13 protein-coding genes, 1 other RNA gene and 1 pseudogene are annotated in these 12,668 nt (G+C 50.6%); 9 read left to right on the top strand and 6 right to left on the bottom strand.

The window, feature by feature from the left end:
• Positions 1-46: 46 nt before the first annotated feature.
• The 7 genes and pseudogenes from EKM91_RS05270 to EKM91_RS05245 all read left to right on the top strand — a co-directional run bounded on the left by EKM91_RS05270 (position 47) and on the right by EKM91_RS05245 (position 4,487).
• Complete coding sequence (locus EKM91_RS05270) at positions 47-418, top strand: VOC family protein (RefSeq protein ID WP_125750867.1); 372 nt, start codon at positions 47-49, stop codon at positions 416-418.
• A gap of 122 nt (positions 419-540) precedes the next feature.
• Positions 541-1,419 carry a LysR family transcriptional regulator gene (locus EKM91_RS05265; RefSeq protein ID WP_164508463.1) on the top strand — a complete coding sequence of 293 codons (879 nt, stop codon included), beginning with the start codon at positions 541-543 and terminating at the stop codon, positions 1,417-1,419.
• Positions 1,420-1,511: 92 nt separating this feature from the next.
• Positions 1,512-1,697, top strand: a pseudogene (locus tag EKM91_RS05260) (UbiD family decarboxylase); the annotation flags it as partial.
• A complete protein-coding gene (locus EKM91_RS14170; RefSeq protein WP_274379974.1) occupies positions 1,683-1,808 on the top strand; it encodes a hypothetical protein in 126 nt (41 codons plus the stop codon). The pseudogene EKM91_RS05260 and the gene EKM91_RS14170, both read left to right, overlap by 15 nt.
• A gap of 276 nt (positions 1,809-2,084) precedes the next feature.
• Positions 2,085-2,639: an elongation factor P gene (gene efp / locus EKM91_RS05255; protein ID WP_125750862.1), complete on the top strand. Its 555-nt coding sequence runs from the start codon at positions 2,085-2,087 to the stop codon at positions 2,637-2,639.
• A 180-nt stretch (positions 2,640-2,819) separates the two neighbouring features.
• Positions 2,820-3,677, top strand: coding sequence for a CPBP family intramembrane glutamic endopeptidase (locus EKM91_RS05250; RefSeq protein WP_125750859.1), 858 nt, complete (start codon positions 2,820-2,822; stop codon positions 3,675-3,677).
• A 63-nt stretch (positions 3,678-3,740) separates the two neighbouring features.
• The gene (locus EKM91_RS05245; protein ID WP_125750856.1) at positions 3,741-4,487 is read left to right on the top strand and encodes an NADPH-dependent oxidoreductase; all 747 of its coding nucleotides are present in this window, start codon (positions 3,741-3,743) and stop codon (positions 4,485-4,487) included.
• A 58-nt stretch (positions 4,488-4,545) separates the two neighbouring features.
• Here the strand turns inward: EKM91_RS05245 and EKM91_RS05240 are convergent, their stop codons facing one another.
• Both EKM91_RS05240 and EKM91_RS05235 read right to left on the bottom strand, forming a co-directional pair.
• Complete coding sequence (locus EKM91_RS05240; RefSeq protein ID WP_125750854.1) at positions 4,546-6,009, bottom strand: sensor histidine kinase; 1,464 nt, start codon at positions 6,007-6,009, stop codon at positions 4,546-4,548.
• Positions 6,006-6,728, bottom strand: a complete 723-nt coding sequence (locus EKM91_RS05235) for a response regulator transcription factor (RefSeq protein ID WP_125750852.1) — start codon at positions 6,726-6,728, stop codon at positions 6,006-6,008. The genes EKM91_RS05240 and EKM91_RS05235 overlap by 4 nt, the downstream gene beginning before the upstream one ends.
• Before the next feature lie 136 nt (positions 6,729-6,864).
• Between EKM91_RS05235 and ssrA the strand changes: the two genes are divergently transcribed.
• Positions 6,865-7,229, top strand: a transfer-messenger RNA (tmRNA) gene (gene ssrA / locus EKM91_RS05230).
• Between the two features lie 263 nt (positions 7,230-7,492).
• Here ssrA and EKM91_RS05225 read toward each other — a convergent pair.
• A complete protein-coding gene (locus EKM91_RS05225; protein ID WP_125750849.1) occupies positions 7,493-8,479 on the bottom strand; it encodes a DMT family transporter in 987 nt (328 codons plus the stop codon).
• Positions 8,480-8,667: 188 nt separating this feature from the next.
• Between EKM91_RS05225 and EKM91_RS05220 the strand changes: the two genes are divergently transcribed.
• Positions 8,668-9,102, top strand: a complete 435-nt coding sequence (locus EKM91_RS05220; RefSeq protein ID WP_125750846.1) for an ACT domain-containing protein — start codon at positions 8,668-8,670, stop codon at positions 9,100-9,102.
• 186 nt (positions 9,103-9,288) lie between these two features.
• On the opposite strand, the gene EKM91_RS05215 is transcribed toward EKM91_RS05220, so the two are convergent.
• The 3 genes from EKM91_RS05215 to EKM91_RS05205 form a co-directional block, all read right to left on the bottom strand.
• Positions 9,289-10,065: an SDR family oxidoreductase gene (locus EKM91_RS05215; protein ID WP_125750843.1), complete on the bottom strand. Its 777-nt coding sequence runs from the start codon at positions 10,063-10,065 to the stop codon at positions 9,289-9,291.
• A 107-nt stretch (positions 10,066-10,172) separates the two neighbouring features.
• Positions 10,173-11,480, bottom strand: coding sequence for an amino acid kinase family protein (locus tag EKM91_RS05210; RefSeq protein WP_125750840.1), 1,308 nt, complete (start codon positions 11,478-11,480; stop codon positions 10,173-10,175).
• On the bottom strand, positions 11,425-12,585 hold the full coding sequence (locus EKM91_RS05205; protein ID WP_164508462.1) for a homoserine dehydrogenase: 1,161 nt from the start codon (positions 12,583-12,585) through the stop codon (positions 11,425-11,427). Before EKM91_RS05205 ends, EKM91_RS05210 begins: the two co-directional genes overlap by 56 nt.
• Between the last annotated feature and the right edge of the window lie 83 nt (positions 12,586-12,668).

Raw genomic sequence — 12,668 nt, 5'->3', positions numbered from 1 at the left:
ACCAGACGGAAAATGCTATGCTAAACTCCAGAAGGAGGCGGTGACAATGATCACACATATCGGAGTATGGGTGCAAGACTTAACCGCGTGCAAAGCATTTTACGAAACGTATTTTGCGGCGCATGCCAATACGTTATATACCAATCCTCAAAAACAGTTCAGTTCGTATTTCTTGAGTTTTCCCAACAGTGCTGTGCGCTTAGAGTTGATGCATCAGCCAGAGCTGGCACCTGCCAAAGTCAGTTTGGGCTTTGCCCATGTGGCGTTTAGTTTGGGCAGTGAAAGGGCGGTGGCAGCGTTGACCAAGCGCTTGGCGCAAGCCGGTTATCATACCACGGCGCCGCGGCGCACTGGCGATGGGTATTTTGAAGCAACCGTCGAAGATCCAGAAGGCAATTTGTTGGAGTTAACGGTGTAGCAAAATCGCTAACTGCCAAAGCGTGTGCAGCTGAGTTCAGCTGCACACGCTTTTGTTTCGGCTCCAGGTGGAGAATATGGTAGACTATGCCAAAAGCGCATACATCAAGAAAGGGTGATGATATGGAGCTGCATAAATTAGCGGTTTTTGTTGACTTGGCGCAAACGTTGAATTTTTCAACGACGGCTGCGCGTCTGTTTACTTCGCAAGCGACTGTCTCAAAGCAGATCAAGGCCTTGGAAAAAGAATTGGATGCCAGCTTATTTGATCGCAGTCATCGGCAGATCAAGCTGACGGCAGCCGGGAAGCTGGTGTTGCCGTATGCGCGATCGCTGCTGGCTACAGAAAAGCAAATGCTGACTGCCTTGGCAGCGCAGCAAGACCAGGTGCATAAGCGCCTAGTTTTGCGGGCGATCCCGTCGATTGCGCAATATAAAGCCTTCAACTTGATTGCGGCTTTTGCCAAACAGCATCCGGAAATCGACTTGCAGTTTGCCGAGGCGGAAAGCGACACGTTGTTGCCGGCCCTAGATGCCGGTCGAGTCGACATAGTGTTCACGCGGTTGTTTGGCGATGAAGCTGCTAAATACGCCACGATTATTGGTGAAACCGATCACTTCGCTGCGTTATTGCCTAAAAACCACCCTTTTGCCACTGCTGCCAGTGTTTCCGTCCAAGCCTTAGCAGAAGACTCGTTTTTGCTATTAAGCGATGCGACTTATCTCTATCAACCAGTGATGGCGATGCTTAAAGCGGCCAATATCGAGCCGAAGATCGCTTATACCGGGCAGCGCATTGACTTGATCGCCGGGATGGTGAATCGAGGCATGGGGGTATCGATCATGATGGCGCACGCTTTTGATGCGCTCGCCTATCCGAACGTGGTCGCAGTGCCGATCACACCTGTCCAAAATAGTCAGCTGGCCTTTTTACGATCGCGTGGGGAACACACCTTAGCCAGTGATGCCTTTTGGACGTTTTGCCAAGCCCGGATCCGGTAGCGAATTTGGCATGATTGGGCAGACAGTCTGAAGGGTTAGCGGCCGCGGTTTCGCGCATACTTAATAAGTAAGCGCGAAACAGAGAAAGCAATATGACTGAAAAACCATACGATCTGCGCCAAGTGTTAGCCGAGCTCAAGACAACGCCAGGGTAGTATCATGAAACTGATCAAGCCATCGATCCTAATGCCGATCTGGCGAGAGCCTATCGGTATATTGGCGCTGACGGTACGGTGCAAAGACCCACTCAAATTGGCCCCACCATGATGCTTAATCACGGTAATAAGAAAATGGCCGCGGCGAGTGCCATGACCAACCAGTTGGCACAAACGGTTCAGGATTGGCTCACTGCTTTGCCGGCGGTGTCGATCACCGCAGAATTTTCTTGAGCTTCAGCCGTGATGACCACTGCACAAAGGCTTAGTTGCTTGGATCCCCGCTTTGGATCGCGAGGTTAAATGCGTGTGCTTTTTGGTCGGTATCAAGGGGTGACTGGAAACCCAAGTCCGCTTCCCGTATAATGAACCACGAAGAGAAGGCGGGAGGGCCGCGATGTTCATTTTTTTTAACGGCTTGGGCCACGCATTGATCATGCCGCTGCCGCCGCCGCATTCGGCGTTGGTTGTCGGGATGGATCGCGCATAGCGCACAAGGAGACTACAAACATGGAAGCAATTGATTTACGTGCAGGAATGACATTTGAAAAAGATGGCAAGCTGATCAAGGTGATCGAAAGTAATCACCATAAGCCTGGTAAAGGCAACACCTTAATGCAACTTAAGTTATATGATGTCCGCGCCGGTTCTACGGTACAAACCACGATGCGCCCGAGTGAAAAGATCACGCCAGCGATCTTGGAAAAGAAAAACGCCCAGTACTTATATGAACAAGACGGCACCAGTTTCTTCATGGATACTGATACTTATGAACAATATGAACTGCCAGACGAATCTATTGAGCATGAACGCTTGTATTTATTGGAAAATGCCTTGGTCCAAATCGAATTCTACGGTAGTGAAGTGATCGGTATCACCTTGCCTTCTACTGTGAACTTGAAAGTCACTGAGACTCAACCTAATATCAAAGGCGGTTCCGTGACGTCTGGCGGCAAGCCGGCAACACTAGAAACCGGGTTAGTGATCAATGTGCCAGAATTCATCCATGAAGGTGAAGTCGTGCAGATCAATACCGCTAACGGCGAATACCAAAAGCGTGCCTAACTGCTGCGGCAGCCAGGTGGCTTAAGCCTGTTGCCAGGCAACAGGCACTAAGCGGCAAACTGGTAATACGCCTCAATAGTGTCATCAAAAGCATATCGGGAAGCCGATATGCTTTTTGGGTTATCAAGCGGCTGATTGGAAATAACGGGGAAGCGATACTGGCAACCGAGGGTGGTAGAGATGAATACGGTGAAATACGCGGGGCACTGGTGTGGGGAGAATTTGGGCGTTTGGCTAGTGGCAATCGGGTGGTCGTTCGTTTCGGAAATTGGCGTGGTGCTCGCCGGTGCTGTTGGGGTGAGTCAAGCGCTAATCGAGACCAGGACGCTGACGATGGTGTGGCTGTATGGGGAAGTTTTGGGCATTTTGGGGATGGTGTGGTATTATCGTTTCCGCAAGCGGGCGTACTTAGTGCCATTTACTCGGCAAAAGGTCATGCAAAACTATTTGCTCGGCACCTTGATCGGGCTCGGCAGTTTTGCCTTCATCTGGAGCGTGATTTGGCTGGCTGGCGGATATCACGTCACGTGGGTCTTTCACTTGCAGCGAGTGCCAGAGTTATGCTTATTGATTGGTGGTTTCATGGTCCAGTCAATGTTTGAAGAATTGCTGTGTCGCGGCTACATCATGGGTTATTGGCTGCATCAACAACACGTGCGCACCGCTTTTTTGACGAATACATTATTATTTACATTGCTGCATGCGGCCAATCCGGGCTTTGATTGGCGCGCTGGTTTGGGCATCTTTTGCTTTGGCTTGTTCATGTCGTTCTTAAGGTATCAAGCAGGTAGTTTATGGTTGAGCGGGGCGGTGCATGCTGCTTGGAATATTGCCGAAGGGGTGATTTTTGGGACTGCCGTATCTGGAACGGCTGATGTCAGTGTCATCTGGCATTCAACACCATTGCCGGTCAGTCAGTGGCTTACTGGGGGTACTTTTGGCGTTGAGCGCAGCTTGCCCACCCTGATCGTGCTAGGCGGGATATGTGCCGCTTATTGCTGGCGCCAGCGGCAGATCTTGGTTGGCCGAAACAAATGAGCTGATCGCGTATGCTTGCTTGTGGTACCCTGAAAATAATTAGAAAAAAGAAGATGAGTGCGTATGTCTGAAGATGAAATTACTCGGCAACTCCAACATAAATCGATCCGGCACTTTACCAAACAATCAGTGGCAGATGCGTTGATCAAGACTTTGATCGATGTGGCGCAACATACTGCCACATCACACTATCTCCAATCATTCAGTGTGATCAGCATCACAGATTCCCGCTTGCGGGCCCAGATTGCTCAAATCAGCGGCCAGCAATACGTGGCAGAGAATGGGCATTTGTTTATTTTTGTCATCGACCAACACCGCGCCGCCTTGTTAGCAAAACAGCCGCAGTTGCAAGAATTAGGCAGTACAGACAAATTTCTGCAAGGCGCTTCTGATGCACTATTGGCGGCCCAAAATACGGTGAATGCCGCAGAAAGCTTGGGATTAGGGACGGTATTGCTGGGCAGTATCTTGAATGATGCTAAGCGCTTGATCGCATTATTGCACTTGCCGACATTGACCTTTCCAATCATTGGTTTGATCGTCGGCTATCCCGATCAAAAAACCCAAGCTAAACCGCGCATGCCGCAAGCCGCAATGCATTTTACCAACGGCTACAACTTGCCGGCGCAGTTTCAACAAGACATGCAAGCGTATGATGAGGTGATCGCGCATTATTACGCGACGCGACTGACCAATCAGCGAGCCGAGTCGTTTTCACATTTGTTGACGCGCAGCGCCACGACGTCTCCTAAGAAGCGTTCAGAGTTATTGTCAGCACTCCATCAACAGGGGTTTTTGACTACCAAATAAAAAACTGCCGCCCATCACGAAATCGTGGTGGGCGGCAGTTTGATGTGCGGCAAAGGGGTTATTTGGTGTGCGTGATCGGCGCTTGTTTGGGGGCAGTTTCTTCGTCAGGGAAGGTGATAAAGAAGGTCGTCCCTTGGTTCAGTGCGGATTCAACTTTGATCGTGCCACCATGGCGCGTAACCAGCTGGTGCACGATCGCCAATCCTAGGCCAGACTCGCCGTATTTGGTATTTTTACGCGAGGGGTCGGCTTTGTAATAACGTTCCCAAATATTTTTCACTTGATCAGGGCTCATGCCGATGCCGGTATCTTGTACGGCCAACTCCGTTTGGTGATAGCCTGCTTTGGCGGAGATGGTGATCGTGCCATTTTGGGTGAACTGGATCGCGTTTTGCGTGATGTTGAACAACACTTGCACGAACCGGTCATGATCGGCAAATACGGGAACCTCGTCAGCGGCGGTTAAGACAAGCTGATCATTTGAGGCTTCGGCTTTTTGTTGCAGCTGCGAGACGATGTCGTGTAAGGCTTCTGTGGCGTTGAAAGTTTGCTTGTTGAGCAGGATCTGATTGGTGCGGATCTTTTCATAATCCAAGTTTTCGTTGACTAAGCGGATCAGGCGCTTGGTTTCTTTTTGCATCAATGCGATCGATTCACCTTTGGATTCTTCTGGGATCGCATCATACGCCAAGCCTTCAAGCAAGCCGTTGATCGTGGTCAGCGGGGTGCGCATTTCGTGTGCCGCATCGGCCATAAACTGACGGCGCCGCTCTTCTTGACGATGGATCTCGGCTTGACTTTCACGCAGCGAGCCGACCATGTCTTGAAAATCATCTGCCAAGGCGGCCACTTCGTCATGGCCTTTCTTGTCAAATTGGACTTGCACATCATAATCGCCTTCGGCCACTTGGTGCGTGGCCTGGCGCAAGCGATTGATCCGATTGACTTGAAAACGCGCCAGAAAATATGAGATTACGATCGCGGCAAGCAGTGACAGTAAAAAGGCAACGACCAGGTTTTTTTCGGTTTGCTGAATCGAGCTTTGGATGTTTTCGACGGGGGCAAATGCAGCGATCACAAAGAGCAATTTTTGACTCAAAAATACCGGCTTGTAGTAGATCGTCATGCGCTGCTGCCGACCGTTTTGCGGGTTGGTCGTCAGTTCTGGCAACGCCACGGTATTGCCTTTTTTCAACTGACTCCAATACTTGCTGGCAATCGCTTGCGGGGCGCCGCCGGGAATGTTGGGATAGCGCGCATTGTTGGCCGCATCATAGATCATGAAGTGAACGTTTTGCTTGGCCAAGATCTCCTCAGCGTTTTCGATGAATTGGGCATTGATCAAGTAAGTATCGTTATCAACGGCGCGGTCTTTGAGCACATCGGTATATTGTTCCAGTTGATTGAAACTGTTTTGCCAAACGGTGTTGGTGGTACTGCGAATGAAGAGGATAGAGACGATGACCAAGGTGACGGCGATCACACCAAAAAAGGCCATCATTTGCTGATAGAGCATTTTCATTTGTCTAAACCACTGTCATCGAACTTGTAGCCGACGCCCCAAACCGTTTGGATGATCTGCGGTCCGACCTTTTCAATCTTTTGGCGCAATTTTTTGATATGGGCATCCACCGTCCGTTCATCACCGTAATATTCATAGTCCCACACCAGCTGCAAAAGCTGTTCCCGTGAGAAGACTTGCTTCGGATTTTGGGCCAAGGTGTGCAGCAAATCGAACTCCTTGGGCGTCAGGCCCTGGATCGCTGCACCGTCTAAAAAGGCCTCGCGGGTCTTGGTCGACAGTTTGAAGTGGCTGGTCACCACATCAAAATCGGCATTGCCTTCATCGGCTTCGGCGACTGCCGCAGGGGCCACTTCTGCGCGGCGATGCAGTGCTTTGATCCGTGCGACTAAGGTGATCGGTGAAAACGGTTTGGTCACATAATCGTCTGCGCCTAATTCCAATCCCAGTACTTGATCGCTGTCAGTGTCGCGGGCGGTCAGCATGATCAATGGAACCGTTTGTGATAACTTACGAATTTCTTGGGCCACTTGCATCCCGTCCATTTTGGGCAAGTTGAGATCCAAGGTGATGATGTCGAAGCTCTCCGGGGCTTGTTTGAAGGCCTCTAACCCGGACTCGCCATCATACGCATTGAATACTTCCCATTGTTCTTTTTTAAAGAACATATCCATCATTTGAGCGACACTTTCATTGTCTTCAATCATTAATATTTTCATACTACGCCTCGCATTCTGGTAAGATAGTTGCAGTTTACCCTTTGCAACATAAAAAGAGCTTAAACTATATTCAGACTAGCACGGACGCCAGTCTTTGACAAACGCTAAGTGGCATGCTATGATGGCGATTGCACACGGGGGTGTAATGGTCTCGACATTGGTGCTTGCGCACGTGGTGCACGTCGGAGGGTCGGCTCCGTCATCAACGCATACAGTTTATTAACTGCAAAAAACAACAATTCTTACGCTTTAGCTGCTTAATAACAGCTTAGCGTGATCGCCGTACCTTTGCTCAAGGGGTGCTTAGCGGTCTCAAACTAATTGAGCTACGGACGTCCTCGCCACCTGAAAGGATGCCAAGAGCCTAACAGGTTAGTCTATCGGCGTTAGCCTTGCGTCCCGGCGCGGCTGGTAGGCGAATTTCAAATAGGGGCACTAAGCGTGTAGAGCCATGTGTAGTGGGGCTGATGGACAGGAGTTCGATTCTCCTCACCTCCATTTTTAGAACTTTATTGATTTCGTTAGAACACTGGAAAGCCTGATATCAAGGCATTCCAGTGTTTTTTGTTTATCGATGAAACTCGTTGATTTTTTTAGTTTGGTGCACGTTTGGTACCCGGCAGTCTCTCAACTCCAAAAATAAAAGTTGTCACGGTATATAAGGCTGTTATCAGCCGATATTCCGCTTTTTTACAATCGTGCAGCACAGAGTTTTATCGGCAACAAAACACCCTCCAGCAACCGACTGGAGGGTGGTAAGTACATTAATGCGGCAACATATTATTGTGATGACTGTGAAATGGCAGCATGGCGCCGACACGCTCCATGAACTCTTGGTTGATGAAGGAGATCACCGACCCGATCAAGATGATCACGACGCCAATGATCGTCGTGACGGTGATGTTTTCGTGTAACAGGATGGTGGCCATGATCGGCGCTAGGCCTGGTTTGATGAAGAAGACTAATGAGGCGGTCGACACGTCTGAGCGCTCCATGGCTAAGAAGTAAAAGGCAAACCCTAAACCGGTGACGCCAATGCCGATGTATGCTAGAAGCGGCAGGTGGGCCCAAGTGATGCCGGCGATGATCGGAATGCGCACGAAAGCGGCAGTCAGTTGCGGCGAGTGGGCAAAAAGGTGCCCAGCAATCGGCAGGTAAGACAACCCGATCAAGACCAGCAGCTCTAAGGCGCCGGCGATGAAGGTAAAGGCGGTCATGGTAATGCCGTTATAGCCGTATTTTTGCGATCCTCGCCGTGATAAGATGCTATACAGGCCAAAGGTTACCGCTGAAGTCAACGCCAGCAGCAAGCCAGCGGGATTGCTCAAATGGGCCGGATCAATGATCACCAGCAGCCCAATCACCGACACTACGACTGAAATAATACTGGTGCGGCTGAGCCGTTCATGCAAGATCAGAAACGAAAATAGTAAGGCAAAAACTGGGTTGATCGAGAAGATGACCGCCACCATCGAGGCTGGCGCACTGATGACGGCGAGCTGATACAAGGTCATACTGATTAAAACGCAAACCAGCCCAGTCGCCAAAAACAGCGAGAGGTGTGGCAACAAGCGCAACTGATTCTTGCGGACATAGCTCATCGCGAATGGTACTAAGATCACACCGCCAATCAAGAAGCGCAAGAAGTTTAGTTGCAAGGCACCAAAGCTGGCACCAGCCAATTTTAGTGCAATTTCCATGGAACTAAACAGCAGCGTTGATAACAGGACATACCCTAATGTTCGTCTCATCTTTCTCATCTCCAACTTATGAATACATATGAAAACCAGTATATCACCAGTTGTCAAGTGAAACACATTTCAAGCTTGATGAGAATGTCGAAAAACCGCATCCCAACGGGCTGGAGACCGCTTTCTTTTTTTGTCGCCAAGCAGCTGGCATGGTACAATAGTGCCATTGAGAACTAGGAGGATGTCCCGTGGACAAATATTACATCGTGGATCGCTCGATCTTACCGGATGTGGTCGCCAAGGTGATCGAAGCGCGAACGTTGATTGAAAACGGCCAAGTACGTCAAGTGTCTGAAGCGGTCAAGCGCGTCGGGATCAGCCGAGGGACTTACTATAAGTATAAAGACTTTGTGTTCTTACCAGATACTGGGCTGAATCAGCGCAAAGCAGTGATCTCGTTGATGCTTCATCACGATCGAGGTATTTTGTCAGAAGTACTCAACGCGATGTCTGCAGCCGACGCCAGTATCATCACGATCAACCAAAACATTCCGATTCATGATTGGGCCAGTGTGGTGATCTCATTTGATATTTCCCACTTGCAAACCAGCCTCGATGAGCTATTAGCTAAGCTTAAGGAGTCACGCGGGGTAACGGATGTGACCTTGATCTCAGTCGAATAAACGCAGTCGCCAAAACTGGCGGCTTTTTTTATTGCAAGAAGCTGGAGCAAGCCATCGCTCCTCCAGTCGTGTGCTCCAAAGCCGCGCCCTGCAACAAAAATGCCTTGGGGCCGCGATTTTAAAAACCAAATCGTGGCCCCAAGGCGCCTGTATCATGGGTTTGTGTCACAGCTTGTGCTGATCAAGTTATAGCGCGTGACTGCTGCCGCCATCCACGATCAGTGTTTGGCCGTTGATGTAGCGTCCTGCTGGGGAGGCTAAAAACACCACCGCATTGGCAAATTCTTGTGGGGTACCAAAGCGCCCCAGGGGAATCGTTTGTTTGCTGGCCGCTTGTAAATCGGCAACCGCTACCCCGGTCGCTGCAGCGCGGGCGGCATCTAAAGCCTCGATGCGTGCCGTTGCGATACGCCCAGGCGCGACGGTGTTGACTGTGATGCCGTATTGGCCGAATTCTTTAGACAAGGTCTTGGCGAGATTGGCCACGCCTGCGCGCATCACATTAGACAAGATCAACCCCGGGATCGGTTCTTTGACCGATGAGCTGGCAATGTTGATGATCGCGCCATGGGTTTGCTTCAGACTTGGCAAAGCGGCTCGGATCGTACGAATATTGCTCAGCAAATTTTGATTGAATGCGTGCAGCCAAGCCTCGTCATCGAGTTCTTCAAAAACCGCAGCGCGTGGGCCCCCTGCGTTGTTGACTAAGATGTTGATCGGCCCAAAGTAAGCAATAGTTTCGGCCACTAGCGCCTTGATTGCTGCCGGGTCGTTGACGTCGCATAAAACTGCGTGCACGTTTGGTGAGTCGAGCTGGGCTATGGCCGCATTTAAGTTGGTTTGATCGTGGCTGCAGATCACGACTTTGGCGCCTTCGTGCAGTAAGGTTTTGGCGGTGGCAAATCCTAGTCCTTTGCTGCCGGCCAGGACCAACGCGACTTGATCAGTTAGTTGAAGTTCCATCTGTCCGCCTCCGATAAATCTATTGATAATGTCAGTCTAACATGGCAAAGGCCCTGGCCCCAAATGCAAATCGCAAAAGAGCCAGAGCCTGTGAGCGCATTGATCCGTCAGGTCCCAAAATACGGTTCTGGCGCATTGCGCGTGTGTAAGAAGTTTTGATAGATCGCATTGAGCGCACGGGCGTAATCGGTAGAGGCAACTCCGATCAAGAGATTGGTGTCGCCACTGTTTTGGCTGACTAACCGAACTGGAATATTATTATCATCAAGATAAGCCAACAAACGTCCGGCGATCGCTGGCCGCTTGGCAAGGCGAGGTGAGATGGTTGAGATCAAGGCGATATTGGCTTGGATCTCTAAGTCGTCTGGCGCACAAGCAGCGACGAGATCAGCCGCCAAGTCATGTCGAGCAGTAGCTTCCAGGGTCCCATGACAAATCAGATTCAAGGTGTCGATGGAAGTGGGCATGTAGGCCACTTTTAAGTGATACGTTTTCATCACGGCCAGCGCCTGCTGGATGACTTCAAGATGTGCGGCGAGTTGATAGCGTTTTAAGGTGATCACGGTGTAGTGCCTGCGGCCGGCGATCCCGGTTAAAGGCCCGTCGAGGTTAGTGGCGCGTTCCACTAAGGTGCCGGGGTCTTGCGGCGCATTGGTATTAAGAATGCGCGTGGGGATGCCTTTGGCCCGCACTGGCTGAACCGCATCGGCTTGAAAGACCGCCGCACCCATGAAGGTCAACTCGCGCAATTCGGCGTAAGTGAGCTTCGTGATGGCTTGTGGCGCATGCACCACGCGAGGATCGGCCATTAAGATCCCGGAAACATCCGTCCAGTTTTCATAAAGTTCCGCGTCCAGCAGATTGGCTAACCACGCACCGGAAATATCAGAACCGCCGCGAGGCATCAAATGGATCTTACCGTTGAGGTCGCCGCCATAAAACCCAGGCATGATGAAGTGCGTCGGAACGGTTTTTAATGCTGCGGCACTGGCAGCGGCATCGAAGGTATCACCATTGAACTTCAGGTAGTCACGGGCGTCTAAAAACGGCCAGGCAAGATATTCTGCTAACAGATTGGCGGTCAAAAATTCACCGCGTGAAACCAGATAATCATGGTCATGATCGGCATCCCATGTGGCTTTGATGGTCGCGACTGCCGCTTCGAGATCATAGTGCAGATGCAAGGCAGATTTTAAGGGGGCCAAACGGGCGATGATGGCAGCAAATAAGGCATCATCATCACTGGCTGCGATCCGCAACAAGAGGTCGGTGAGTTTGACGGGATGTTTTGGATCTTTCCCAGCAGCAGACACGACCACGACTTGGCGCTTAGGGTCTGCTTTTAAGATGGCTTTGACTTTATTGAACTGATTGGCGTTGGCCATTGAAGAGCCGCCGAATTTGCAGACTTTCATGATTAACTTCCTTTCCGATCCGTAAGAAGCTGGCTTGCGGGTGTTCGTTTTGACGGATGATCAATTCGCCCACTGTGCGATCTGCCAGATATTCGTAGGTGTCGCCGTCACGCCAGATGAAGTCTCCGCGCAACATGGCAGCGTCGTTTTTGAGGGTACGGTTAAAGTGACGCGCCAAATGGGGAACGTTCAAGGCGATGTCTAAGAGGTCTTGGATGATCGCATGGGCAGTCGGCAGCTGCCCTGCGCCTTGGCCAAAGAACTGCAACTCGCCGATCGTCGGGCCGTCTAGGCGGATCAAGTTGAAATTATCCGGGCACTGGGCTTCAAGGCTTTGTTGCGGCACCAGCGTTGGGGCGATCACCGCCGCGAAGCGGTCGTGTTGGCGCACGGCTTCACCAAGTAAGCGGATCGCCAAGTTATGATCGTTGGCCCAGGCAATGTCTTGGGCGGAAACGTGGCGAATCCCAACAGTCGGTAAAGCAAAGTTAGGCGCTGTGTTGAACGCGATCGCCCCAGAGATGCGGACTTTGTTGGCCACGTCTAAGCCATCGACATCTGCTGTCGGGTCTTTTTCCGCATAGCCGAGTGCTTGAGCAGAGGCTAAAGCAGAGTCAAAGTCTTCACCGGTTTTAGTCATTTGGTCAAGGATATAATTGCTGGTGCCGTTGAAGATCCCAGAAAACGATTGGACGTCGTCGACTCGGGCAGCATTTTCAAGATTCTTCAACCAAGGAATGCCGCCGCCAGTCGTCGCTTCATAATAGAAGTGCACGCCATTAGCTTCCGCGGCTTCAATAAATTCGCGCAGGTATAAGGCGGTGACCGCTTTGTTGGCGGTGACCACATGTTTATGCGCGGCTAAGGCTTTGAGAATATAGCTGTGGGCCGGTTCGATGCCACCCATGGTTTCGACGACGGCGTCCAAGGCGGGATCGGCCAAGATCGCGTCGTAATCGGTGGATTCGATCGGTAACATTGCCGGGTGGTCTGCTTTAGCCAAAATGTGCGTGACTTGAAGCTTTTTAGTTTGGTTAGTTTGCCCAGCAATAATCTTGTAGACACCGCTACCGATAGTCCCTAAACCTAAAATCGCGATCTGCATTTGGAGCCTCATTTCTGTGTTTTTATTTAATAAACACTTGTATTTGAATACTGAACAGATTATCATAGCTATTATTCAAATGC

Source organism: Lacticaseibacillus baoqingensis, from assembly GCF_003946165.1.
Lineage (GTDB): Bacteria > Bacillota > Bacilli > Lactobacillales > Lactobacillaceae > Lacticaseibacillus > Lacticaseibacillus baoqingensis.
This window is presented reverse-complemented; position numbering and strand designations above follow the sequence as displayed.